Origin of the sequence: Devosia sp. Root635, from assembly GCF_001427605.1 — a bacterium.
Classification (GTDB): Bacteria; Pseudomonadota; Alphaproteobacteria; order Rhizobiales; family Devosiaceae; genus Devosia.
Genome location: NZ_LMGZ01000018.1, coordinates 20,508 through 45,220 on the forward strand (window position 1 = coordinate 20,508; position 24,713 = coordinate 45,220).

General features: G+C 64.4%; 25 protein-coding genes and 1 other RNA gene. 17 read left to right on the plus strand and 9 right to left on the minus strand.

All coding sequences use genetic code 11. The features are described 5' to 3' along the window. Nucleotides 1-102 precede the first annotated feature (102 nt). Nucleotides 103-3,741: an AsmA family protein gene (locus ASD80_RS09360; RefSeq protein WP_056231895.1), complete on the plus strand. Its 3,639-nt coding sequence runs from the start codon at nt 103-105 to the stop codon at nt 3,739-3,741. A 22-nt stretch (nt 3,742-3,763) separates the two neighbouring features. On the opposite strand, the gene ASD80_RS09365 is transcribed toward ASD80_RS09360, so the two are convergent. The 5 genes from ASD80_RS09365 to ASD80_RS09380 form a co-directional block, all read right to left on the minus strand. After that, nucleotides 3,764-3,979: a ribbon-helix-helix domain-containing protein gene (locus ASD80_RS09365; protein WP_056231897.1), complete on the minus strand. Its 216-nt coding sequence runs from the start codon at nt 3,977-3,979 to the stop codon at nt 3,764-3,766. 10 nt (nt 3,980-3,989) lie between these two features. Next, entirely contained in the window at nt 3,990-4,481 is a 492-nt protein-coding gene (locus tag ASD80_RS09370) for an SspB family protein (protein WP_056231900.1), read from the minus strand. A gap of 101 nt (nt 4,482-4,582) precedes the next feature. Beyond that, nucleotides 4,583-4,939, minus strand: a transfer-messenger RNA (tmRNA) gene (ssrA, locus tag ASD80_RS18485). Continuing rightward, a complete protein-coding gene (locus ASD80_RS09375) occupies nt 4,937-5,176 on the minus strand; it encodes a YdeI/OmpD-associated family protein (RefSeq protein WP_056231903.1) in 240 nt (79 codons plus the stop codon). Before ASD80_RS09375 ends, ssrA begins: the two co-directional genes overlap by 3 nt. After that, nucleotides 5,173-5,571, minus strand: coding sequence for a RidA family protein (locus tag ASD80_RS09380; protein ID WP_056231905.1), 399 nt, complete (start codon nt 5,569-5,571; stop codon nt 5,173-5,175). The genes ASD80_RS09375 and ASD80_RS09380 overlap by 4 nt, the downstream gene beginning before the upstream one ends. A gap of 156 nt (nt 5,572-5,727) precedes the next feature. On the opposite strand from ASD80_RS09380, the gene ASD80_RS09385 reads away from it, so the two are divergent. The 6 genes from ASD80_RS09385 (at nt 5,728) to hflC (ending at nt 10,967) form a co-directional block, all read left to right on the plus strand. Continuing rightward, the gene (locus ASD80_RS09385) at nt 5,728-6,522 is read left to right on the plus strand and encodes a thymidylate synthase (RefSeq protein WP_056231908.1); all 795 of its coding nucleotides are present in this window, start codon (nt 5,728-5,730) and stop codon (nt 6,520-6,522) included. 52 nt (nt 6,523-6,574) lie between these two features. Further along, complete coding sequence (locus ASD80_RS09390; protein ID WP_056231910.1) at nt 6,575-7,582, plus strand: DUF4424 domain-containing protein; 1,008 nt, start codon at nt 6,575-6,577, stop codon at nt 7,580-7,582. A gap of 126 nt (nt 7,583-7,708) precedes the next feature. Further along, nucleotides 7,709-8,194, plus strand: coding sequence for a GNAT family N-acetyltransferase (locus tag ASD80_RS09395; protein ID WP_056231912.1), 486 nt, complete (start codon nt 7,709-7,711; stop codon nt 8,192-8,194). Further along, nucleotides 8,191-8,715, plus strand: a complete 525-nt coding sequence (locus ASD80_RS09400; RefSeq protein WP_056231915.1) for a dihydrofolate reductase — start codon at nt 8,191-8,193, stop codon at nt 8,713-8,715. Before ASD80_RS09395 ends, ASD80_RS09400 begins: the two co-directional genes overlap by 4 nt. Before the next feature lie 62 nt (nt 8,716-8,777). Next, nucleotides 8,778-9,878 carry an FtsH protease activity modulator HflK gene (gene hflK / locus ASD80_RS09405; protein WP_056231918.1) on the plus strand — a complete coding sequence of 367 codons (1,101 nt, stop codon included), beginning with the start codon at nt 8,778-8,780 and terminating at the stop codon, nt 9,876-9,878. 3 nt (nt 9,879-9,881) lie between these two features. Further along, nucleotides 9,882-10,967 carry a protease modulator HflC gene (gene hflC / locus ASD80_RS09410; protein ID WP_056231921.1) on the plus strand — a complete coding sequence of 362 codons (1,086 nt, stop codon included), beginning with the start codon at nt 9,882-9,884 and terminating at the stop codon, nt 10,965-10,967. Between the two features lie 81 nt (nt 10,968-11,048). Here hflC and serB read toward each other — a convergent pair whose 3' ends face one another. After that, nucleotides 11,049-11,921 (minus strand): phosphoserine phosphatase SerB, encoded by an 873-nt coding sequence (gene serB / locus ASD80_RS09415; protein WP_056231924.1) that lies wholly within the window; start codon nt 11,919-11,921, stop codon nt 11,049-11,051. 24 nt (nt 11,922-11,945) lie between these two features. Between serB and miaA the strand changes: the two genes are divergently transcribed. After that, nucleotides 11,946-12,836, plus strand: coding sequence for a tRNA (adenosine(37)-N6)-dimethylallyltransferase MiaA (miaA, locus tag ASD80_RS09420; protein ID WP_056232727.1), 891 nt, complete (start codon nt 11,946-11,948; stop codon nt 12,834-12,836). Here the strand turns inward: miaA and ASD80_RS09425 are convergent. Then, nucleotides 12,833-14,245: an MATE family efflux transporter gene (locus tag ASD80_RS09425; RefSeq protein WP_082555175.1), complete on the minus strand. Its 1,413-nt coding sequence runs from the start codon at nt 14,243-14,245 to the stop codon at nt 12,833-12,835. The two genes, miaA and ASD80_RS09425, sit on opposite strands and share 4 nt — an antisense overlap. A 90-nt stretch (nt 14,246-14,335) precedes the next feature. Between ASD80_RS09425 and ASD80_RS09430 the strand changes: the two genes are divergently transcribed. The 4 genes from ASD80_RS09430 (at nt 14,336) to ASD80_RS09445 (ending at nt 16,149) form a co-directional block, all read left to right on the plus strand. Continuing rightward, nucleotides 14,336-14,716, plus strand: coding sequence for a DUF423 domain-containing protein (locus ASD80_RS09430; protein WP_056231927.1), 381 nt, complete (start codon nt 14,336-14,338; stop codon nt 14,714-14,716). A gap of 65 nt (nt 14,717-14,781) precedes the next feature. After that, nucleotides 14,782-15,054: a hypothetical protein gene (locus ASD80_RS09435; protein ID WP_056231930.1), complete on the plus strand. Its 273-nt coding sequence runs from the start codon at nt 14,782-14,784 to the stop codon at nt 15,052-15,054. Nucleotides 15,055-15,345: 291 nt separating this feature from the next. Next, entirely contained in the window at nt 15,346-15,561 is a 216-nt protein-coding gene (locus tag ASD80_RS09440; RefSeq protein ID WP_056231932.1) for a cold-shock protein, read from the plus strand. 126 nt (nt 15,562-15,687) lie between these two features. Beyond that, a complete protein-coding gene (locus tag ASD80_RS09445; protein WP_056232731.1) occupies nt 15,688-16,149 on the plus strand; it encodes an NUDIX hydrolase in 462 nt (153 codons plus the stop codon). On the opposite strand, the gene ASD80_RS09450 is transcribed toward ASD80_RS09445, so the two are convergent. After that, entirely contained in the window at nt 16,146-17,645 is a 1,500-nt protein-coding gene (locus tag ASD80_RS09450) for an inorganic phosphate transporter (protein ID WP_056231935.1), read from the minus strand. The genes ASD80_RS09445 and ASD80_RS09450 overlap by 4 nt on opposite strands. Before the next feature lie 368 nt (nt 17,646-18,013). On the opposite strand from ASD80_RS09450, the gene ASD80_RS09455 reads away from it, so the two are divergent. From ASD80_RS09455 to ASD80_RS09465, 3 genes are all read left to right on the plus strand, one after another. Beyond that, nucleotides 18,014-19,783: an acetolactate synthase 3 large subunit gene (locus ASD80_RS09455; RefSeq protein ID WP_056231937.1), complete on the plus strand. Its 1,770-nt coding sequence runs from the start codon at nt 18,014-18,016 to the stop codon at nt 19,781-19,783. 20 nt (nt 19,784-19,803) lie between these two features. Continuing rightward, nucleotides 19,804-20,358 (plus strand): acetolactate synthase small subunit, encoded by a 555-nt coding sequence (ilvN, locus tag ASD80_RS09460; protein ID WP_056231940.1) that lies wholly within the window; start codon nt 19,804-19,806, stop codon nt 20,356-20,358. Nucleotides 20,359-20,437: 79 nt separating this feature from the next. Further along, a complete protein-coding gene (locus ASD80_RS09465; protein WP_056231941.1) occupies nt 20,438-21,181 on the plus strand; it encodes a pyridoxine 5'-phosphate synthase in 744 nt (247 codons plus the stop codon). Nucleotides 21,182-21,264: 83 nt separating this feature from the next. Here the strand turns inward: ASD80_RS09465 and ASD80_RS09470 are convergent, their stop codons facing one another. Beyond that, complete coding sequence (locus ASD80_RS09470; protein WP_156460390.1) at nt 21,265-21,594, minus strand: hypothetical protein; 330 nt, start codon at nt 21,592-21,594, stop codon at nt 21,265-21,267. A 322-nt stretch (nt 21,595-21,916) separates the two neighbouring features. Here ASD80_RS09470 and ASD80_RS09475 point away from each other — a divergent pair, with 322 nt between their 5' ends. Together ASD80_RS09475 and ASD80_RS09480 are read left to right on the plus strand one after the other, a co-directional pair. Then, nucleotides 21,917-22,528 carry an NADPH-dependent FMN reductase gene (locus ASD80_RS09475; RefSeq protein ID WP_056231946.1) on the plus strand — a complete coding sequence of 204 codons (612 nt, stop codon included), beginning with the start codon at nt 21,917-21,919 and terminating at the stop codon, nt 22,526-22,528. Between the two features lie 153 nt (nt 22,529-22,681). Beyond that, nucleotides 22,682-24,616 (plus strand): potassium transporter Kup, encoded by a 1,935-nt coding sequence (locus ASD80_RS09480; RefSeq protein WP_056231949.1) that lies wholly within the window; start codon nt 22,682-22,684, stop codon nt 24,614-24,616. The last annotated feature ends 97 nt before the right edge of the window (nt 24,617-24,713 follow it).

Below are 24,713 nucleotides of genomic sequence, written 5' to 3' on the forward strand. Positions count from 1 at the left end.
TTGCGCGCGATGAATCCATACGTCGATTCAAGGCAATGGCGGGGTTGCGCCAGCGGTGCGCATGCCTACACTCTGCGGCGGGAAACCGGGTGACCACGCGCAGTGCTGAACCGCATCTACATCGTCGTCGGCTTGCTGGCGATCATCGTGCTGGCCGGCGCTTTCATCGCGCCGCATTTCATTCGCTGGAGCGATTATCGCGGGCGGATGGAAGAGCTGGCGACCAATGTGCTCGGCACGCCGGTCACCGTGCGGGGCGAGATCGACTTCACCCTGCTGCCGCAGCCGCGCCTGCGGTTCTCCGACGTGCTGGTGGGGTCGCCCGAGGAGCCGGCGGCGACGGTGGACAGCGTCGAAGCCGAGTTCTCGCTGATGGATTTCCTGCGCGACAACTACAATGTCACGCGCCTGGTGCTGCGCCAGCCGGTGGTCGATTTCACCATCGATGAAAGCGGCCTTTTCGGCAGCGGGGTGGCGCTGGCCTCGGGAACCGGCGGGGTCGGCCTGGGGCAGACGACGGTCATCGATGCCACCGTGCGGCTGATGGACCGGCGGTCGGGCGAAAATTTCGTTGCCAGCGCGGTCAGCGGCGAGCTGCGCCTGGCCAGCTTCAGCGGCCCGTTCTCGTTCCAGGGCAATGGCAGCTATCGCAACGAGCCCTATGGCCTGCGCTTCAATTCGGGCCTGGTCGACGAGGCCGGCAAGACGCGCGCGTCGCTGTTCCTGCAGCCACTGTCGAATGCGTTCTCGCTGTCGCTGGAGGGGCTGCTGCAGCCCGGCATGGCGCCGAAATTCGAGGGCGACATGGTCTATCGCCAGACACCCCCCGCCACCGATGTCGCGACCGACATTCGCGGCGACCTGGTGCTGGAGAGCAAAATCACCGGCTCGACCGACCGCATCGTGCTGTCGGGCTATACCTTGCGGCCGGACGAAAACCGGGCCGGCACGCGCCTCACCGGCGCCGCCAGCATCCAGCTCGGCGATGTCAGAAGTTTCGATGCGGTGATTTCGGGCGGGGTGTTCTCGCTGTCGCCGCGCGACGCCAAGGAGGACGCGACGACCTTGCCCTATGAGGCGGTGCGGCTGCTGTCGGAACTGCCGGCGCCGATCATTCCGTCCATGGCGGGGCGGGTGGGGATCGACCTGGCCGAAGTGGGCCTGCGCGGCTTCGCGCTGCGCAATGTCCGCATGGATGCACGGACCGATGGTTCGGCATGGCAGATCGAGCAATTCATCGCCCAACTGCCCGGCGATACCGAGTTGCGGATCAACGGGCAATTGGCCAGCGAAAACGGCCGCCCGGCTTTCAGTGGCGACGTTTCGCTGGCAAGCGCCCGTCTGGATGGCCTGGCGGCGCTGTGGCGCAAGCCGGATGAGGATAATCCGCTGTTCAACGAACCCGGCTCGCTTAGCGGGCGCGTCATGCTGGCAGGCGATGCCTTCGGTCTGGTCAATGGCGTACTGACCCTCGACGAGCGCCCGCATGGCGTCGAAATCCGCCTCGGTTTCGGCGAGGAAAAGCGGCTTGACCTGGTGGCGCATTTCGACGAGCTGGGCGCCAGGGGGAGCGCCGTGGTCGCGGCGCTGCTGCCCGATATCGCGGCCGAACCGGCCTTTGGCATCAGTTTCCCCTATGGCAGTTTCTCGCTGACTGGCAAGGGTGGCCGCGTGCTCGGGCTCGATGGCACGGGCCTGGTGGCCGAGGGGCAATGGGGCAATGGCGAGGTGAGCTTTTCGCGGCTTTCCGCCGACGACTGGGGTGGCGTCGGCTTCGACGCGACCTTGACGGCCGGAGGTACTATAGCGGCGCCCAATGTTTTCGGCTCGGGCATGGTGAGGGTCGATGCCGGCGACGCCCCGGCGCTGGCGCGATTCTACGGCCTGCTCGATGTGCCGCAAAGCTGGCGCGACGCCCTGGCCCTGTCGGCGCCGGCCGATCTGCTGATCGACCTCGGCAAGCCGGTCGATGGCGGGCAGACGGTGACGGTGGCGGGCGCGCTGGGCGTGGGCAAGCTCAATCTACGCGCCGACTTCAGCGATGGCATCGGGGCACTGGCCACGGCGCCGTTGCGGGTCACGATGGGGCTCGAATCCACCGACATTGCCGGTCTGACACAGCAGGTCGGGCTCGGCGACATTCCGCTATTCGCCGGCGAGGGCTCCATGCTGGTGAGCCTCAGCCTGCAGGGCTCGCCGAGTAACAGCCTCGACAGCGCCGTTACGGCAAGCCTGGGCGATGAAAGCATCAGCTATTCCGGCAACCTGCTGTCGCTGGACAATGGCGAAATCCAGGGGACGGGTCGGCTGGACGTTGCACTGGCCGATGCCGGCGGACTGGGGCGCATCGTCGGTGCGCGCGGCCTGACCCTGCCGATGGCCACGGGCAGCGCGCAAATCCATTTCGAGGGCGAACGGCTGGCGCGGCTGACCGAAATCAGCGGAACGTCCGGGGAAACCGGCTTTGCCGGCGAGCTGTCGCTGTCGCGTACCGGCAGTACGGCCGCCGTTTCCGGCGATATCGCGGTGGACCTGGTGTCGGCCGAGGGGTTGGCGGTGACGCTGTTCGGCCCGGCGGCACTGGTCGGCGGCAGCCAGACCTGGCCCGAGGGGCCGATTTCGCTCGGCGGCGAGGTCCGGCAGACGCGCGGCACCGTTGCGGTGACCGCCAATGCGCTGGCGGCCGGCGGTGTCGAACGGCTGGGCAAGACCAGTTTCGAATTGAGCTGGGACGAGACGCGGACACGGCTGGCCCGTTTCGAGGCGGTAGCCGATCTCGGCACGCTGGGGCTCGATGTCGCGGTCTGCTGTGCCGGCCCGCTGACCGACAAGACGGTGAGCGGGCGCCTGAGCCTGACGGCGGTGCCGATCGGGATGGTCGCGCCCCCCGCCATCGCCGCTATGCTGGACGGCTTGATCGATGGCGGGTTGCGGTTCGAGGCCACCGGCGCCAGCCTGGCCGAAGCGATGAGCGTCATGGCGGGCGAGGGCAATTTCACCCTGACCGGGCTGACGATCGACGGTATGTCGCCCCAGATTTACCCCACCGTGGCCGGGCTTGAGGACGTGCTCGACATGGACCCCGACGCGATGGGCGCCATCATGGGATTGGCGCTGGGGCAAGGGCCGTTCACCGCGCCCACGGCGACCGGTGCATTTTCCGTAGCCGGGGGCGTGGTGCGGCTGGCCAATTTCATTGTCGATGGCATGGGTGCCAGCCTGGCTGGCGACATCCACCTGACGCTGCCGAACCTGGGTCTTGGTGGCGGCTTCGTGATGACGCCGCGGGATTTCGCCGATAGCAGCGGTCTTGTCGGCCCCGATACGTCGCGCGTCATCACCCGGTTGGCTGGCACGCTGCTGGCGCCTGAGGTGACGCTGGACCTGGGCGAGATGGTCGCGGCCGTGATGGTGCGCGCCAATGAAATGGAAGTGGACCGGCTTGAAATCCTGCGCGCGGAGGATGCCGAACGCCAACGGGCGGCCGCCGAGGAGCGCAATCGGCTGATCGCCGAACAACGCCGCCGCGCCGCCGAGGAAGCGGCCCGCCTCGCCGCTGAAGAAGCAGCACGGCAGGCCGCGGAGGAAGAAGCGCTTCGGCTGCAGCAGCAACAGGCGCCCCAGACCAGTCCATCGATCACGACGCTGCCGACCCAGCCGATCGAAGGGCCGCTGGATCTGGGCCTGCCGCCCAGGGTCAACCAGCCCATCGGCCCGGGCGTGAACCAGTCGCTGTTCTAGGCGGCTCCAGGGTTGGGCATGCCTAAAGCGCTGCGGCCCTGCTCTGATACCAGCGCAGCACGGCCAGCCGCGCGGCCGACGACAGGTTGGCCGTCTCGCGGTTTTCGTCGATGTCGCGGATCAGGCCAGCCATGGTCTGGGATTTTTCCGCGGCCATGAACTCCAGCGCCGCCCAGAATTCGGGTTCCAGCGCAATGGAGGTGCGATGACCTGCGATGGACAGGGAGCGCTTGTCCATCAGGGGCTTGTCAGGGTTTCTTGCGGAAGGCGTCGAGGCTGACAACCTTTTCGCCGGGTTGTTCTTCGCCATCGGTGGCATCGGTCTCGGCGGCCGCTTCGACATCGGCGTCGGCCTTGGCCTCGACGGCGGCGGCGCCCGGCGCCGTTGCCGGATCGAACTGCAGGCCAAACTGGACCGAGGGGTCGAAGAAGCCCTTGACCGCCGAGAACGGGATCACCAGCGTTTCGGGAATGCCGTCAAAGCTGAGGCCGACCTCGAAGCCGGTCTCGTTGACCTTGAGGTCCCAATACTGGTTCTGGATGACGATGGTCATTTCCTTGTCGTACTGGCCGAGCAGTTTTTCGCTCAGGCGCACGCCGGGGGCGCGGGTGATGAAGGAAATGAAGAAGTGATGCTCGCCGGGCAGGCCGGTCTTGGCGACCTCGGCCAATACCTTGCGCACGACGCCGCGCAGGGCTTCCTGGGCGAGGATGTCGTATCGCATGTGGTCTTCGGCCATCGGCTACCTTCCAGTCTTCTGGGATAGAATCCCTGATGGCCCATATCAGCCTCACGTTCCATGAGAATTCAAGAACAAAGGCGCGCGGTCCGACAATGGGAAGTGCAGGCTTCTGTTGCCAGGTGCCTGCGAACCCCGCCTGTCACCCGGCTAGGGGTGGAGGACTTAAATTCCCAGTGCTAGCACCGCTTACGCGGCGAGAGCGACCGGAGCCTTATGGTTGTCATTTGCAACTATAAGTTTTGGACCGATAACGGTGGTACCTCACCGAGCAAAAGCACACCCTTTACGCCCTCGTCGATCCTGTTTCGCCCCCATTGGCTGCCCCTGCGGGGGGTAGATGGTGGAGGCGCCGGGTACTGCCCCCGGGTCCGAAAGGTTTATTACGATGACCGTTTATCGCCATAGCTCTTGCGAGCAGGTTCTATATAGGCGCGGTCGGGTTCCGATGCAAATCAACCGTTCCATTTCATGCCCATATATGCGCTGCCGGCCTCCAGCTCATCGAGCATCTGGGCCAAATGCTTCCGTTTGGTGTCATCGCGCTTCACCTTGTTGATCCAGAGCAGGTAGTCGTTGCGCTGGTAGGCGGGGCGGGCGTCGTATTTGTCGCGCAATCCGCGTTCTTCCAGCGCCTCGCGGACGAAGTCTGGCATGTCCTCGCGCTGACGCAACGGACGCAGTACCGGGCTCATGGGAGTGCCGCCTGTGCCTCGATCTCGATGAGGAAATCGGGATTGGCGAGACCGGCAACACGGAAGCCCGTCACGGTCGGCGGATTGGGCCGCTGGCCCCAGACGCTCATCCAGACGCCAAAGGCAGCGCCGAGGTCGATATCCTGCTGCATGATGATGGTCGTCTTGACCAGATCCTCCAGGCGCCCGCCGGCGGCGGCGAGCACCTTTTGCAGATTGTCCAGTGCTTGCTTCGTCTGTGCGGCGACGTCACCCTTGCCGACGATCTCACCCTTTTCGTTGACCCCATTCTGGCCACCGATCAGCAGGATACGGGCGCCCGCCGGCAGGATGATGCCCTGCGAGAAAACCGGGCTTTTATACACTCCATCGGGATTGACGTGTTCAACGGGCATGGTCGTTCTCCTTTGGGTCAGCGACAGGAATAGCGCAGCTATCCTGACATCGTGCGTCAGGGGAGTCTGCGGTATTCTACTACCTGCATGCCAACGCCGTGGATAGCGATCGAGCCGGTGCGAGCAGCAGCGCGCGAATCGAACTAGACTGTGGGCATGCAGCCCTATCTCAAACTCCTTTCCGACATTCTCGAACACGGCACCGACAAGGCCGACCGGACCGGCACCGGCACGCGGTCACTGTTCGGCTATCAGATGCGGTTCGACCTCAATGCGGGCTTTCCGCTGCTGACCACCAAGAAACTGCATCTCAAATCCATCATATACGAGTTGCTGTGGTTCATCCGTGGCGAGACCAACGTGCGCTGGCTGCAGGAGCGCGGCGTCAAGATCTGGGACGAATGGGCCGACGAGAGTGGCGATCTCGGGCCGGTCTATGGCTCGCAATGGCGAAGCTGGCCGGCGCCGGATGGGCGCAAGATCGACCAGCTCGCCAATGTGATCGAGAGCATCCGCACCAGGCCGGATTCGCGCCGGCACATCGTTTCGGCCTGGAACCCGGCCGAGGTGGACGAAATGGCGCTGCCGCCCTGTCACTGCCTGTTCCAGTTCTATGTCGCCAATGGCAAGCTGAGCTGCCAGCTCTACCAGCGCTCGGCCGATACATTCCTCGGCGTGCCGTTCAATATCGCCTCCTATGCGCTGCTGACCCATATGGTGGCTCAGGTAGCGGGGCTCGGCGTGGGCGACTTCGTCCATACCTTTGGCGACGTGCACCTCTATTCGAACCATTTCGAGCAGGCCCGGCTGCAACTGACACGCGAGCCGCGGGCGCTGCCGGTGCTGAAGGTCAATCCGGCGGTGACCCGCATCGAAGATTTCGCGTTCGAGGACTTCGCCTTCGAGGGCTATGACCCCCATCCCCATATCAAGGCCGAGGTTTCGGTCTAGGTTCCGCCTCGGGCGGCGTGGTATCTCAAGGTGTCTGATCGGGAGGATTGGGATGCGATCTCTGATTGCTGCCGGCCTGTTGCTGGCTGCCGCGCCTGCCTGGGCCAATGACACATCCGCGGTGCTGACGACGGGCGGGCTCGAATTCATCACCAACCAGGATATCGTGATGGAGAGCGAGGAGCTGTTCATCTCGAAGGATGAAATCCGGGTCGTCTACCAGTTCAACAATACCGGGGCCGAAGACCAGAACATCCTCGTGGCTTTCCCCATGCCCGATATCGTGCCCAATTTCTGGTCGCCGGTGGCCTTTCCAATGGGGCCTGACGACAATCTTTTCCAGTTCGAGACCACGCTCAACGGCCAGCATGTCGAGACGGAATTGCACGAATATGCCTATGCCTTCGGGGTGGACCGCACCAAGACGATCAAGCAGCTTGGCCTGCCGCTGGTGCCGATCACCAGCGCGGCCAGCGAGGCGACCGATGCGCTCGACAACCAGACCATCGAGCGGCTGCTGCATCTGGGCCTGGTGGCGCCGGACGAGTTCGATGCGGGCGAGGGCTGGGAAAAACATTACTGGCCGGCCTGGACCTACAAGGCGACCTATACTTGGGAGGGAATTTTTCCCGCCGGGGAAACGGTGACCGTGGAACATCGCTACAAGCCGAGTGTCGGCGGCACGGTGGGGGTCAGCTTCCTCAGCGAACCCTACGAGGGCTATGACCCGGCCGCCGAATACAGGACCAAGTACTGCACTGACGAGGGCTTCCTGGCGGCAGTCCGCAAGACGCTGACCAATCCGGACGAGCCCTGGTCGGCGCCTTTCTTCGAAAGCTGGATTTCCTACATCCTGACCACCGGCGGCAATTGGAGCGGTGGCGCCATCGGCAAGTTCCGTCTCGTGGTCGACAAGGGCAGCGCCGACAATCTCGTCTCGTTCTGCGGCGAGGGCGTCAAGAAGATCGGCCCGACCACGTTCGAGATGGTCAAGGAGGATTTTTGGCCGCAGGAGGAGCTGAATATCCTGATCCTCGAGCGGCAGCCGGCGAGCAATTAGCTAAAAAACTCGGTGTCATTCCCGCGCAGGCGGGAATCCACTCTTCATTCTCGCGGCGCCTACAGGAAGAATGGATTCCCGCCTGCGCGGGAATGACACCGTGAAAACGAGAAGATTGAGCAACAGTTGAACACTTCCCTCACCATCCGCTCCGCGACTCCTGCCGATGCCGCAACCATCATCGGCTTCATCGAGGCCCTGGCGGCCTATGAAAAGCTGAGCCACGAGGTCAAGGCGAGCGAGGCCGATATCCTGCGCGACCTGTTCGGAGCCGAGCCGAAGGTGTTCTGCGAGATCGCCGAGTGGGACGGCAAGCCGGTCGGTTTCGCGCTGTGGTTCTATACCTATTCCACCTTCCAGGGGCGGCATGGCATCTGGCTGGAAGATTTGTTCGTCGATCCGTCCCTGCGCGGCAAGGGGATCGGCAAGGCGCTGCTGGTCAATCTGGCGCGGCGCTGCGTGGCCGAAGGCCTGGGACGCTTCGAATGGTGGGTGCTGGACTGGAACGCCCCGAGCATCGACTTTTACAAGGCGCAGGGCGGCGTGATGCAGGACGAATGGACCAAGGTGCGGGTCGATGGCGAGGCGCTGCTGAAATTGGGGGCGACATGACCGTGCGGATCGCCATGATCGCCGGCGTGGCGGAAAACGGCGTCATTGGCAGCGACCAGGCCATTCCCTGGCGCGTGCCATCCGACATGGCCTTTTTCAAGCAGACCACCATGGGCAAGCCCATCGTCATGGGCCGCAAGCAATATGAGACCGTCGGCAAGCCGCTGCCGGGGCGGACCAATATCGTCATTACCCGCCGGCAGGGCTACCGGCCCGAGGGTGTGCTGGTGTTCCACGACATCGACGCCGCGCTCGCCAAGGCGCGTTCCATCGCCCTCGCGGACGGCGTTGACGAAATCATGGTCATCGGTGGCGGCGAGCTTTATGCGCAGCTCATCGACCGGGCAGACCGGCTCTACATCACCCATATCGACCTCAGTCCCGCCGGAGATGTGCGGTTTCCCGCGATAGAGCCGGCGCAATGGGCGGTGGTCGACCTGCCCGAAGTAACGCCCTCGCCCAGGGATGAAGCAAGCTACCGCGTCAAAGTGTACGAGCGCCGTCTGCCCGCCGCGCATTGATCGCATGAAGGCCTTGCCTATATAAGTCCGTAACGAAACGAAAATTATCCGAAAGGGACGCGATGCCGTGGGAGAATAACGGAGGCGGAGGTGGCCGCAATAGTAATGGCGGCCCCTGGGGTCAGGCGCCCGGCGGCGGTGGCCCGCGGCGTCCGGGCGGCGGCAATACGCCCAATCTCGAAGATATTCTCAACCGGGGCCGCGACCAGTTCCGTGGCGGCATTCCGGGCGGCCGCTGGGCGCTGATCGGCGGAGCCCTGGCCATCGTGGCATTCTGGGCGCTCAACTCGATCTATACGGTCGATCCGCAGGAAGTCGGCGTCGAGCTGCGCTTTGGCGCACCCAAGCCGGAATTGTCCATGCCGGGCCTGCATTTCCATCTCTGGCCCATCGAGACCGTCGAACGCGTCACCGTCACTGTCAACCAGACCACCATCGGTTCCCCCGCCGCTGCCGGCTCCCGCAGCAATGGCGATGACGGGCTGATGTTGTCGGGCGACCAGAACATCGTCGATGTCCGGTTCTCGGTGTTCTGGGCCGTGGCCAATCCGGTCGAATACCTGTTCAACGTGCGTGATCCCGAGGACATGGTGCGCAACGCGGCCGAAAGCGCCATGCGCGAAGTCGTCGGCCGCCGCCCGGCCAATGACGTGTTCCGTGACGACCAGGCGGGGATCGAATCCCAGGTCCAGGACATCACCCAGACCATTCTAGACTCCTATGGCCTCGGCGTTGCCGTCAGCCAGATTTCCATCGAAGGCGCGGCGCCGCCGGCCGAAGTGGCCGATGCCTTCAACGAAGTGCAGCGTGCCGAGCAGGACGAGGACCGCGTGCAGGAAGAAGCCCGCTCCTACGCCAATACGCTGCTGGGCGATGCCCGCGGCCGTGCGGCAGCTTTGCGCGAAGACGCCGCCGCCTACACCAACCGCGTGGTGCAGGAAGCGACCGGTGAGGCCGAGCGCTTCAACGCCATCTATGCCGAATATGTCAACGCCCCCGAAGTGACCCGCAAGCGCCTGTTCCTCGAAACGATGGAAGAAGTGCTGGGCGGTTCCGAGAAAGTGCTGATCGAGAGCGGCGCCAACGGACAGGGTGTCATTCCCTACCTGCCGCTGCCCGAATTGCGCCCCGGCGCCACGACCAACACGACGACGGGGAATTAAGCCATGAACAATCGTCTGATCATCATCGGCGTCGTTCTGCTCGCCGCGCTCTACGTCTTCTTTTCGTCGATTTATGTGGTCAACGAGCGCGACCAGGCCATCGTTACCCGGTTCGGACAGATCACCGATGTTCGCACCGAGCCGGGCATCTATTTCAAGATCCCGACCGATATCGTGGACAGCGTGCAGATCATCGAGGATCGCCTGCTGCGCCAGGACATCCAGGATTTGCGCGTGCAGGTTTCGGGCGGCGCCTTCTATGAAGTCGACGCGTTCCTGACCTATCGCATCACTGATCCGCGCCTGTTCCGCGAACGCGCCCAGGGTCAGCTGGCGGTGGTGGAAGATCGTATCGCCACCCGCTTTGCCGCCGTGCTGCGCCAGGTCTACGGCCTGCGCGAATTCAACGCGGCTCTCTCCGAGCAGCGCCCGCAGATGATGCTGGAAGCCCGTGACCTCATCCGTCCGGACGTCGAACAGCTCGGCATCGAGGTCATCGACGTGCGTATTCTGCGCACCGACCTGGCTGCCGATGTGTTCGAGCGCACCTATGAGCGCATGCGGGCCGAACGCCTTGCCGAAGCGGCCCTGCTGCGGGCTCGCGGCCAGGAACAGGCACAGAGCCTACGCGCCATCGCCGACCGCCAGGCCGTGGAAATCGTGGCAGCCGCCACCCGCGACTCGGAAATCATCCGTGGTACCGGTGATGCCGAGCGCAGCCGGCTGTTCGCGGCTGCCTATGGTCAGGATGCGGAATTCTTCGAATTCTACCGCTCGATGGAGGCCTATCGCAAAGCGCTGACCAGCACCGGCACGACCATGGTCCTGTCGCCCGACAGCGAGTTCTTCCGCTACTTCGGTTCGGGCGGCTCGATCCCGCCGGCCAATACCAACCTGGCGCCCCCGATCCAGCCTTCGGCAGCACCGATCACGCCGGCGCTGACCGACGAGCCGGCGCTCGATGGGCTCGGCATCGAGGAAACCACCGTCCCCAGCATTACGCTGGAAGACGGTTCGGAACTGGCGCCGACGGTGGGCACCGAGGTTCCGGCGCCAGCCGAGGAACCGGCGGCTCCGGCAGCGCAGTAAGCGCTCCCGGCTGACGCAAAGGCCGGCGCAGCGATGCGCCGGCCTTTTTTGTTGCGGCCTCTCCCAGGGGAGGTGAAGATATTAGCGGACGATCTCTTCGTCGCTGTAGCCCTGCAGATAGAGCAAGGCGGTGAGGTCGCCATGGTCGATGCGGATGCCCGCTTCCGCCGCCACGGCCGGCTTGGCATGCAACGCCACGCCGAAGCCGGCGATGCGGATCATGTCGAGGTCGTTGGCGCCGTCCCCTACCGCGATGGTCTGGCTCAGCGGCAGGTTGCGTTCGGCGGCCAATGCCGTCAGGCGCTCGCGCTTGGTGTTCTTGTCGACGATGGGCTTTGCCACCGTGCCGGTCAGCGCGTCGCCGTCGAATTCGAGCACGTTGGCGATGGCCTCGTGGAAGCCGATGCGCTTGCCGAAATAGTCGGCGAAAAAGGTGAAGCCACCCGAGACCAGCGCGGTATAGGCGCCATATTCCTTCATGGTCTGGATCAGCGCGCGTCCGCCGGGGGCCAGCGTAATCTGCTCGCGGCGGATTTCCTCGATGACCTTGCGCTCCAGCCCCTTGAGCAGGGCGACGCGGGTATCGAGCGCCTGGCCGAAATCGAGTTCGCCGCGCATGGCGCGATCGGTGATCTCGGCCACCTGGTCCTTGATGCCGAGGGCGGCGGCGAGTTCGTCGATGCACTCCTCGTTGATCATGGTGGAGTCCATGTCGGCGACGAGGATCTGTTTGCGGCGGTCTTCCGTCGGCACCAATGCCGCATCGACCCGGCGATTACCGATGATCTCGCGCGCCCGGGCCAGCGCGTCGGTTGACTTCGGCTCGATGATCTCGCAGGCAATGGCGTGGTTGAGCCAGTTGAGTTCGCCACCTGTCGCCTTCACCACGGCGGCGGCCAGTGCCGGGTCGAGGTCGGAATCGGCGGGGTTGGCGATAAGGCAGAGGACTGGCATGAGGTCTACTTCTTGGAGGAATGCGTGACAGGCCGCAGACGCGCCGTTCTGATAGCGGGTCCGACTGCCAGCGGCAAGTCGGCGCTGGCGCTCGCCATGGCGCAGCGAGAGAATGGCATCGTGGTCAATGCGGATGCCATGCAGATTTACGATACGCTGCAGGTGGTTACGGCCCGTCCGAGCGGCGGGGAAATGGCCCTGGCCGAGCATCGGCTCTATGGCACGGTGCCGGCGGCGACGCGGTTTTCGACGGGGCAGTGGCTAGCGGCTGTGCGCGTGATCGTCGCTGATGCCGATCCGGCGCGGGTGCTGATTTTCGTTGGTGGAACAGGGCTTTACTTCGATGCGCTGCTAAACGGATTCGCCGATATTCCCCAAGTGCCGGTCGCGGTGACGCTTCAAGTTCAACAAGAGATTCAAGCGCTGGATGGTGCGGAGCGCCTGGCTTTGCTGCGTCGCGAAGACCCGGTGACGGCGGCGCGGCTCAAGGTTGCCGACCCGCAGCGGCTGGTCCGGGCGCTGGCGGTAAAGCGGGCAACGGGCCGCAGGCTCTCCGCCTTTCAGGACGAAATTTCCGCAGGCATGCTTGCCGACTTCTCGCGGGTTGACCGCCTGGTGCTCGATCCTGACCGCAATCTGCTCCGCGACCGCATCGCATGGCGCTTCGAGGCCATGTTCGCGGGCGGGGCGGTGGAGGAGGTGAAGGCGCTGCGCGCGCTCGATCTCGATCCGTCGCTGCCGGTCATGAAGGCCATCGGCGTGCGCGAAATCGGCGACTGGCTCGATGGGGTGACGGGGCGCGACGAGGCGATTGCGCTCGCCACCATCGCCACCCATCAATATGCCAAGCGGCAGCGCACCTGGTTTCGCAACCGTTTCGGCGACTGGCCGCGACGGGGGCTGGCCGGCGCTTAGCGCGGACGCAGCAGGCCCAGCCGCTCGCGCAGCGCAAAGCGCGTGACCAGCACCACGGCAACGAAGGCGAGGCCCGCCGCCAGGCCGATCCAGATGCCGACGCCATTCCAGCCGACAACGAAGCCGAGAATGTAGGAGGTCGGCAGGCCGACGCCCCAATAGCCGAGGATAGCCAACAGCATCGGTATCTTGGTGTCGCTGAGGCCGCGCAAGGCGTGCGCTGCAACCACCTGGGCGCCATCGACCAGTTGGAATATGCCGGCGACGGCGAGGAAGGCTGCCGCCAAGGCCAGGGCATTGGCGTTCTCGATGACCTTTGGATCGAGGAACCAGGTCACGATCACCTGGCCCAGGGTCAGAAACACGATGCTGGCTACTGCCATGAAGCCGACGCCCAGCGCGAAGGCGGTCCAGCCGGCCTTGCGGATGCCTTCGGTGTCGCTGCCGCCATAGGCATTGCCCACGCGCACGGTGGCGGCGATGCCGAGGCCGAGCGGCACCATGAAGGCCATCGAGGCGCATTGCAGGGCAATGGCGTGGGCCGCGACCTCGTCGGTGCCGATGCGGCCCATCAGCAATGCTGCAGCGGTGAACAGGCCCACCTCGGCCAGCACCGTCAGGCCGATGGGCGTGCCGATGCGGAAAATTTCGCGGAAACGCGACCAGTCCGGCTTCCAGAAACGGAGCAGCAGGTGGAAGCGCTTGAAACGGCGATGCCGCAGCACATAGACCAGCATCAGCACGAACATCGCGATATTGGTCAGCAGCGTCGACAGCGCCGCGCCGCGCAGTTCCAGCCGGGGCAGGCCGAGCGTGCCAAACATCAGCAGATAATTGCCGATGGCGTTGAGCACGACGCCGCCGACGGTGATGAAAAGGATGATGCGCGTGGCTTCGAATGCCGAGAGCAGCGACCGCGGCACGATGATGGCCAGCGCCGGGAACAGCATCCAGACGGCGACCTGGATATATTCCTCGGCCCGGATGGTGGCCGCCGGATCCTGGCCGAGCAGGGTGAAGACAGGTCGGATCTGCAGGATGATCGGGATCAGCACTACGGCGAGCAGGATGGCGACCCAGAAACCCTGGCGGGCGATGCGGCGGATGGCCTTGATGTCGCGCGCGCCACGCGCCTGCGCCACCAGCGGGGCAACGGCGCCGACGATGCCGATGCCCAGCAGCAGGAAGGGCATGAGGAACGTCGTTGCCAGCGTGCCGGCGGCGAGCGCCTGCGGCCCCAGCCAGCCCATCATGATGACATCGGTGGTAGTGAGGGCCGTCTGCGCCAGTTGGGCGATGACGAGCGGCCAGGCCAGCGCGAAGGTGGCGCGCAATTCAGCGCCCCAGCTATCGGCGGGGGAATGGCTGATGTCGGCGGCGCCGGGCGCAACCGTGACGGGCTCGTTCATGGCAATGTCCTACTCGCGGGGGATTGCTCTAGAGGAAACCGCCCGTTAGCGGAAGGGGCAAGGGCGGAGACACGGGGCGGAGGCACAGGCATGAGCGGACCCAATGACATGATGCGGCGACTGACACTGGCGGCGGCCGGCCTGATCGGCGGGGCCGGTGTCATGGCTGCTGCGGCGGCGTCGCATGGCGGCGAAGCGCGGAATTTTGGCGCCATCGCCGCCATCGGGCTGGCGCATGGTCCGGCCTTGCTGGCGCTGGCTTTGGCCGGGCGGGGGCGAGTGCTCGCCATCGCGGCGGCACTCCTGGCAGTCGGTACCATCATCTTCGTAGGCGACCTGTTCCTGCGCCAGTGGCTGGGGCAGGGGATGCTTCCCGGTGCCGCGCCGCTGGGCGGTATCGGCATGATCGGCGGCTGGCTGGCGATCGTCGTCGCGGCGCTGCTGCCGGGGTCCCGATCCAATTTTAGTTAATGGCCGCCGGAACCAAATGCCGGCGTGCCGCATTCTTGCCCTCGATAGTATCTGGAGGGTTTCCCATGCATAAAATCCTGATCATTGCCGCGACGGCACTTTCGCTGGCGGCCTGCACGACCACCCAGCAGGGCGCGGTCGTTGGCGGCGTCGGCGGCGCGGTTATCGGCGCAGCGGCGACCGGCAATGTTGTCGGCACCGCGGTTGGCGCAGGTATCGGTACCGTGGTTGGCGCGGCGGCAGGCAATGTGCTCGGCCGTGCGGCCGGCACCAGCAACATCTGTATCTACGAACGCGCCAATGGCAGCCGCTACCGCGACACCTGCCCGGCATACTAAGAAGTTGCAGCATCGCCCCATGCTGCATGCGCCCTTAGGGGCGCCATGGCCCTCGATCCGGAGTCCCTCCTGGATCGAGGGCTTTTCATCGACCAGTGAATCGCCTTGAAATTCCCACAGACAGCCGACATATTTTGCGATGACGACACATCTTGCGGCGCTATCCGATCGACCGGCAGAAGGCCGGGAACCTGGCTACCTCCTGATCTGTGAATCGTTCAGGCCGGGCCGATTGGCCCGTTTTCAACCCTTAGCCGCCCCGGCGGCGACCACTTGCGAGGACCACATTCCATGGCTGCCATCACTGGTACCGTAAAATTCTTCAATACCACCAAGGGCTTCGGCTTCATTTCGCCCGAGAACGGCGAAAAGGACGCGTTTGTCCACATTTCCGCCGTGCAGCGTTCGGGCCTGCAGGGGCTCTATGAAGGCGACAAGGTGACCTACGAGCTCGAAACCGGCCGCGACGGCAAGGTCTCGGCGACCAACCTGACCCTGCTGCCGTAAGCGCAGCGACGTGATTTCGAAGGGCCCCACGGGGCCCTTTTTGTTGGCCTTTTGCACAGGTCGTCGCATCGACAGCCAGGCGTCCATTATGCGAATGTCCGGCCCGTCGATCCGATGGAGAGTGTCATGCTGCGCGAGTTCCTGAGCAACTGGAGCCCGAGGGTGGAAACCACGCCCGGCCTGCGCCAATCCGGCGCGCTGCCCTATTCGATCGTCGAGGGCCGGGTGGTTTTCCTGCTCATCACGTCGCGGCGCACCGGCCGCTGGATTTTCCCCAAAGGTGATATCGAGCCCGGCATGACGCCATGGGAGAGCGCCGCGCTGGAGGCTCTCGAAGAGGCCGGTGTCAGTGGCCAGATCGGCACCGAGCCGGTCGGCAGCTATCGCTCGAGCGCCAGCGTCGACGGGTCCAGCCTGGTCGATGTCGATCTCTATCCGCTACGCGTGGAAACCCAGCTCGATGTGTGGAAGGAAATGGACCAGCGCCTGCGCCACTGGGCGGTGCTGCCCGAAGCGCGGCGTCTGCTCAATGACGGCGCGCTGTCGCGGCTGGCGGTGAAGCTGCAGGCACAGTTGCGCCGCGCCTAGCCGATCAGCCAGTCGAGAATCCAGAACAGCACGGCCGCGACCACAGCCGAGGCGGGAACGGTGATGATCCAGGCCGCCGCAATGCTGGTGACGTGCTGGCGACGCACCAGCTTGCGCCGCTCGCTCTTGCGCTCCCGCGACAGCGCATCTTCCGGCGTGGCATTGAGCGCGGCTGGGTCGACATGTTTGGCATGCACCGGCACGGCGGCGAAATCGAGATCGCGGCGCGAATAATACTCGCGCAGGAAGCCGACGCCGAAGACGCCGCCCACCGCTATATGGGTCGAGGATACCGGCAGGCCCAGCGCCGAGGCGACGAGCACAGTGACGGCGGCCGAGAGGGCCACGCAATAGGCGCGGATCTCGTTGAGCTTGGTGATCTGCTCGCCCACGGTGCGGATCAGCCGCGGACCGAACAGCGCCAGGCCGAGCGAGATGCCGATGGCGCCGATGGCCAGCACCCAGAAGGGCAGAGCCAGGTCCGAGGCCTCCATATGCCCCGATTGCAGGGTGGTGACGATCGCGGCGAAGGGGCCGATGGCATTGGCGACGTCGTTGGCGCCATGCGCGAAGGACAGCAGCGCCGCCGCGACGACCAGGGGCAGGCGGAACAGGGACGACACATGCTTCTTGCGGTTTTCGAGGCCGACCGACTGGAAGCGAACCAGCGGCATGGCGCCGATCCAGCCCAGGGTGGCAAAGCCGACGCCAAGCGCCAGCACCACGGCCAGGCCCGGCGACCAGACCCGGCTCAGGCCCTTGGTAGCGATATACATGGCGAAGATGCCGGTCATGCCGGCTACGATGACCGGCACCCAGATGCGCGCTGCCGAGACTTTGTCGATGCGGTCGGTGATGGTGTGCTTGATCAGCGACAACAGCAGCGCCGCCGCGATGCCGCCCAGCACCGGCGAGATGACCCAGCTGACGGCGATGGTGCCAATGACAGGCCAGGCCACGCTTCCAAATCCGGCAGCCGCGACGCCGGCCCCGACGACGCCACCCACCACGGCGTGAGTGGTGGACACAGGCGCGCCGATATAGGTGGCGAGATTGACCCAGAGTGCGGAGGCCAGCAGCGCCGCCATCATCAGTAGCACGAACTGGTCCGATGGAATTGTGGTCCCGATCAGCAGGTCCCGAGCCACGGTGCTGACCACGTCGCCGCCGGCCAGCAGGGCGCCGCCGGCCTCGAATATGGCGGCGATGACCAGCGCGCCGCCCATGGTCAGGGCCCTTGAGCCGACGGCGGGACCCATGTTGTTGGCGACGTCGTTGGCGCCGACATTGAGGGCCATGTAGCCGGCAATGGCGGCGGCGATAACCACAAGATAGCTCATCGGACCATCGGCCACGACAAAGCTGGCCCACACGGCCGCCAGCAGCAGGAAGACCAGGGCTATGCCCGGCGCCGCCAGGGCGCGCGCCAGGTCATGGGTGGCATGTTCCAGGCCGGAAACCCGTTGCAGATCCTTGTCGAGGACGCTCTTGGCCATGTGTCATCAAAACCGTCATAAACGCAGCTCTCGCGGCAATAGCATTGTCTGATGCAATGGCCACCTCTTTTGCGTGTGGACGGGCCAGTCCTCCACGGTTTTCACGCGGACGGCGGATGGCGATCGCCAGGGCAATACAGCGCGCCCTTGACACTTCCGCGGCAATGCCCCTATCAATGCGCCCGTAATTTCATGGAGAGGTCCTGTGCGGGCACTCATTCTCGTAGTAGGCAGGCGCATCGGCAACGTGGGGTAAAACCCCGCGCGTAAGCTGGTGCGCCGAAGACAGGTCCCGAACGGGGCCTTTTTTATTGCCCGGTTTTCGCCGCTACGAGACTGGGCCAGGTGGATTAAGAAGGGAATTGACGATGGCCGAAAGAATGACCGGCGCGGAAATGGTGATCCAGGCGCTCGCCGACCAGGGAGTCGAACACATATTCGGCTATCCCGGCGGAGCGGCCTTGCCGATCTACGATGCACTGTTCCAACAGGACGCGGTTCAGCACATCCTGGTGCGGCACGAGCAGGGCGCGACCCACATGGCCGAGGGCTATGCCCGGTCGACCGGCAAACCGGGCGTCGTTCTCGTCACCTCCGGTCCCGGCGCCACCAATGCAGTCACCGGCCTGACCGATGCGCTGATGGATTCCATCCCGATGGTCTGCATCACCGCCCAGGTGCCGACGACGCTGATCGGCACGGATGGTTTCCAGGAATGCGATACGGTCGGCATCACCCGCTCCTGCACCAAATACAACTATCTGGTGAAGCGCGTGGAAGACCTGCCGCGCATCATGCACGAGGCCTTCCTCATCGCGACCACGGGGCGTCCCGGTCCGGTTGTCGTCGACATTCCCAAGGACATCCAGTTCGCGCTGGGCGACTATTACAAGCCCGATCTCGAGACGCTGCGCCACCAGAGCTATCGCCCGCAGGTGGATGGCGATGCGGCGGCAATCGAAGCCGCGGTGGACCTGATGCTCAAGGCGGAGCGGCCGATCTTCTATACCGGCGGCGGCGTTATCAATGCCGGCCCGCAGGCCTCCGAACATCTGCGCGAACTGGCCGAGCTGACCGGTTTCCCGGTGACCTCCACCCTGATGGGGCTGGGCGCCTTCCCGGCGTCCAATCCGCAATGGATGGGCATGCTGGGCATGCACGGCACCTACGAGGCCAACCTGGCGATGCACGATTGCGACGTCATGATCAATATCGGCGCGAGGTTCGATGATCGCATCACCGGCCGCGTCGACGCCTTCTCGCCCAACAGCCGCAAGATCCATGTCGATATCGATCCGAGTTCGATCAACAAGGTGGTGCATGTCGACGTGCCCGTCATCGGCGATTGCGAGCGGGTGCTGGCCGAGATGGTCCGCGTGTGGCGCAGCAAGACCAACCAGCCGCGCACCGAGGCCATCGCGCCGTGGTGGAAGCAGATCGACAAGTGGCGGGCGGTGGACTCGCTCGGCTACAAGAACTCGGAGACGGTGATCAAGCCGCAATATGCCATCGAGCGCCTCTACCAGGCGACGCAGAAGCAGGGCAAGGAGGTGTTCATCACCACCGAAGTCGGCCAGCACCAGATGTGGGCGGCCCAGCATTTCCACTTTGACAAGCCGAACCACTGGATGACCTCCGGCGGGCTGGGCACGATGGGCTATGGCCTGCCGGCCGCGGTCGGCGTGCAGGTGGCGCATCCGGAGGCGCTGGTGATCGACATTGCCGGCGAAGCCAGCGTGCAGATGACGATGCAGGAATTGTCGACGGCGGTGCAGTATCGCCTGCCGGTCAAGATCTTCATCCTCAACAATGAGCGCATGGGCATGGTCCGGCAGTGGCAGGACCTGCTGCATGGATCGCGCTACGCCCATTCCTATTCGGAATCGCTGCCCGATTTCGTCAAGCTGGCCGAGGCCTATGGCGGCAAGGGGATTCGGTGCGAGAACCCGGCCGAGCTCGATGCCGCCATTGCCGAAATGCTCGACTATGACGGCCCGGTGCTGTTCGACGTGATCGTGGAAAAGGACGAGAACTGCCTGCCGATGATCCCGTCGGGCAAGCCGCATAACGAGATCATCCTGCCCGACACCGCCAATATCGGGGACATCATCGACGAAAAGGGGCGGGCGCTGGTTTAGGCGCTGCGGAGGACACAAAAATGAACGCACATCTGCAGCCGACCGGCTCGGCCTATTTCATCACCAAGGAAACCCAGGAGATCGAGCGGCACACCCTCTCGGTGCTGGTGGACAACGAGCCGGGCATTCTCGCCCGCGTCGTCGGCCTGTTCTCGGCGCGCGGCTATAATATCGAAAGCCTCACCGTCAGCGAGACCGAACACGGGCGGCGACTTAGTCGCATCACCGTGGTCGTCACCGCCACGCCCAGGACGCTGGTGCAGATCAAGCTGCAGCTGGAACGGCTGGTGCCGGTGCACAAGGTGCATGACCTGACTTCGGAAGGCGCTTCGCTGGAACGGGAACTGGCGCTGATCAAGGTGGCCGGCTCGGGCGACCATCGCGCCGAGACGCTGCGGCTGGCCGATGCCTTCCGGGCGCAGATCGTCGATGCCACGGTGGAAAGCTTCGTCTTCGAGGTCACCGGCAAGCCGTCCAAGATCGACAGTTTCATCACGCTGATGACGCCGCTCGGGCTGGTCGAGGTGGTGCGCACCGGCCTGGCGGCCATTTCGCGCGGGCCGCAGGGCATGTGATCGCAGCTATCAAAAGGTTCGATTGGGCGGCTGGCCCGGTCTGGTATAGAGCAGGGGCCGCTATTCGCGAGTCCCTGCCATGACCCTTCTCTCCGTCAATCTCAATGCCGTCGCCCAACTCCGCAACCGGCGCGACCTACCCTGGCCGAGCGTGGTCGGCCTGGCGCGCGTGGTGCTCGATGCCGGCGCCAGCGGGGTGACGGTGCATCCGCGGCCGGATGAGCGGCATATACGGCGCAGCGATGTGTACGATCTGGCGGACCTGTTGCGCTACGAATACCCGACGGCCGAGTTCAATATCGAGGGCTATCCGAGCGAGGATTTCTTCGCCCTGATCGACAAGGTGAACCCGCAGCAGGTGACGCTGGTGCCCGACGATCCGGCGCAGGCCACCTCCGACCATGGCTGGGATTTTCGCGGCAAGGGCAATTTCCTCACCGATGTCGTGCAGCGGCTCAAGGCGCCGGACCGGCGCATTTCGCTGTTCTGCGATCCCGATGCCGGTGTCGATGGAGTCGCCGCGGCGCGGGCGACCGGCGCCGACCGCATCGAGCTTTATACCGGCCCCTATGGTGGCTGCCACGATGACCGGGACCGCGCGGTGCGCGAATTGGCGGCGCTGGCCCATACGGCCCAGGCTGCCCACCTGGCCGGCCTCGGGGTCAATGCCGGGCATGACCTGACGCTGGCCAACCTGCCGGCCTTCCAGTCGGCCGTGCCGCATGTGGATGAAGTGTCCATCGGCCACGGCATCACCGCCGATGCGTTGCTGCTGGGATTTGCCGAGGCCGTCCGGCAGTATCGGGCGGTGCTGGGGAGCTAGGCTAACGCCGGCGCCGCCACCGAAGCCCATCCCCTCGACCGTCATCACCCGGCTTGTCCGGGCAATGACGGCGGAGGGATGGCTCAGTCCGTATAGTTGAACTGGGCCAGTTCGCAGACATTGTTGTTGTACTTCACCAGCTCTTCGCCGTCCTCGAAGACCGCCAGGAAGTCGTATTTGCAATAGCCGCTGCCGTCGTCGATGTTGATGACGACGCTGTTGCCGGCCGGCAGGATGTTGCGGCCCAGAATGTCTTCTTCCCACGAGCGCGAACCCTTGTTGGACGCATAGAACTCGACGATGTCGTAGGATGTGTAGTTGTTGATGCGAACGCGGCGGTCGATGGCAAACGCGTCGCCGACGCCAAGCGCCGAAATGGCCAATGCCAACAGCGCTGCCGAAAATCTGGTCATGATGTCCCTCATGTGTCTGTGCCCCGAGGCTAGCTAAGCGCTCGCACCGGCCGCCGCCAACCCGGATTCATGGGGGGTGATGCAGGGGACATGTGGATTGTTGCCTCCTGTCGAACGCTCCGTCAGCGGCAGGAGCCGAAAGCAGGTTCTGGCGGTCAGCTGTCGGAAAAATCCGGAAAATTCTCAGCCATTCCCGATACTTACACGAATGTTCCCTAGGCAGGCGGATGTCCCCGCGCCACAGCAAGGTGCCTCCTTGCGAGGATTGTTGATAGGCACATATATCGCCTCAGTTACGATTTGTTACTAAGGAGGGCTTCCAATGTCCAAACTCAAGATTGCCGTCATCATCTCGTCCACCCGCCCGACTCGCTTTGGCGACCTGCCGGCGCAGTGGATCCTCGAAAAGGCCAATGAACGTCCCGAGATCGAAGCCGAGATCGTCGATATCCGCGACTTCGACCTGCCGTTCTTCGACGAGATGGCTTCCAACGCCTGGATGCCGTCGGCCAACCAGAACGCCGTCAAGTGGCAGAACAAGATCAGCGAATTCGACGGCTACATCTTCGTCACCGCCGAATATAACCGTGCCATCACCGGCGCCCTGAAGAATGCCATCGACCAGGCCTATACCAACTGGAACAAGAAGGTGTTCGGCGCGGTCGGCTACGGCTCGGTTGGCGGCGCCCGCGCCATCGAAAACCTGCGCACGATCGGTGTCGAGCTGCAGATGGTTTCGACCCGTTCGGCCGTCCACATTGCCGGCGCCGACTTCATGGCCGTGCATCCCGGTTTCGGCGGCACCAAGACCCTGACCGACATCGAGCCCGCAATCGGCAACTCGGCCAAGGACATGCTCGACCAGCTCGTCTGGTGGGGCCAGGCCACCAAGGCCGCCCGTGAAGACGAGGCCGTGGCCCAGGCCGCCGAATAACCCTACGAAGACCTCCAAATCTTCGTTTACCGGCAGGGCCGCTCCGAAAGGGGCGGCCCTGCTGGTTTGAACCATTGTGGGCGAGCGGTGTTGTGTGTGACGGTGGGGCGGTGTATAGCGGCGCCCGCCTTTGACCAAGAGAGCACAAGGTTCATGACGCAGACGAATCCGGCCGGCGATACCATTGCCGACGTCGATGCGAGCGACCACACCAGCCACTCACATTCCAGAAAAGACCTACCCCTGCTCGTCATGGGCGCGGTCGGTGTCGTCTATGGCGACATCGGCACGAGCCCCATTTATGCCTTCCGGCAGGCGATGCAGGTGCGGCCGGGTGCCGCCGAAAGCACCGGTGAGGTTCTGGGGCTGCTCTCGCTCATCGTCTGGGCGCTGACCTTGACCGTCGCGGTCAAGTACGTGTTCTTCGTCACGCGCGCCGACAACAATGGCGAAGGCGGGACGCTGTCGCTGATGGCGCTGGCGCGCAAGACCTTCACCAACCCGCCGGTCTGGATCACGGTGCTGGGGGTGATGGGCGCGGCCATGTTCTTTGGCGACGCCATCATTACCCCCGCCATTTCAGTGCTTTCGGCGGTAGAAGGCGTGCAACTGGTGACGCCGGGCATGGCGCGCTGGGTGGTGCCGATTACGCTGGTCATCATCCTCGGCGTGTTTTTCGTGCAGCGCTTCGGCACGGCCAGGGTCTCGATCGTCTTCGGCCCGATCACGGCTATCTGGTTCCTCGTGCTCGGCTTTTCGGGCCTGGTGCATATCATTGAATATCCCGCGGTGCTCTGGGCACTCAATCCGTGGCTGGGCCTGCAATTTCTGGCGACGCATTTTGGCATCGCCTTTGTCGTGGTCGGCGCCATCTTCCTGGCCGTCACCGGTGCCGAGGCACTCTATGTCGACCTCGGCCATTTCGGTCGCAAGCCGATCGTGCTGGCCTGGTTCGGCCTGGTCTTTCCCTGCCTGCTGCTCAATTATTTCGGGCAGGGCGCCTTCGTGCTGCAGGTGGGCGTGCACAATGTGCAGAGTCCATTCTTCGAAATGCAGCCTGAATGGGCGTTGCTGCCCTTTGTCGGCCTTGCCACGATGGCGACCATCATTGCCAGCCAGGCGGTCATTTCAGGCACCTACAGCCTCACGCAGCAGGCCATCGCGCTCAACATGATGCCGCGCATGCAGGTGCTGCATACGTCCGCGACGCAGAGCGGCCAGGTCTACATGCCGCAGATCAATTCGATGCTGATGGTCGGCGTGCTGCTGCTGGTGGTGGCCTTTGGCAGTTCCGAAGCCCTGTCAAACGCCTATGGCATCGCCGTATCCGGCGTCATGGTGGTCACGCTGTCGCTGCTGGTGGTGGTGATGTGGCGGAACTGGAAGTGGCATCCGCTCGCGGTGATCGGCTTTGGGCTGGTTTTCCTGTTCATCGATGGCGGCTTCTTTGCCGCCAATGCCGCCAAGCTGTTCCAGGGTGGCTGGGTGCCGGCAGTGGTGGCGGGCATGGTCGCGCTGGTCATGTGGAGCTGGATGGCCGGTCGCCGGCGCCTGTCGGAAAAAACCCGGCGCGACGAGGTGCCCCTGCAGTTCCTGGTCGATAACCTGCAAAAGAAGAAACCGACGCTGGTGCCGGGCACGGCCGTATTCCTCACCAGCGATATCGAAGGCGCCCCCACGGCGCTGCTGCACAGCCTCAAGCATTACAAGGTGCTGCATGAGCAGAATGTAATCCTGACCGTGCGCACCTCGCCATCGCCGCGCGTGCCCGACGACGAGAAGGTGACCATCGACGCCTATAACGAGCTGTTCAGCCGCGTGGTGGTGACCTTCGGCTATATGGAAAGCCCCAATATCCCCAAGGCGCTGGCGCTCGGCCGCAAGCTGGGCTGGAAGTTCGATATCATGTCGACCTCGTTCTTCCTGTCCCGCCGCTCGCTGAAGCCTGGCCCGAAATCGGGCAACCTGCTGCGCTATTGGCAGGACCGGCTGTTCACCCGGCTGGCGCGCAATGCCAGCGATGCGACGGAATATTTCCACATCCCGACCGGCCGCGTGGTGGAGATCGGTACGCAGGTGGTGCTGTAGGCTGGATGCAGTGCCACGCCCTCGTGGTTCGAGGCGCTGAAGAAGCGCACCTCACCATGAGGGCTGTTGTTCCACCGAGGTCCCAGTAGCCCTCATG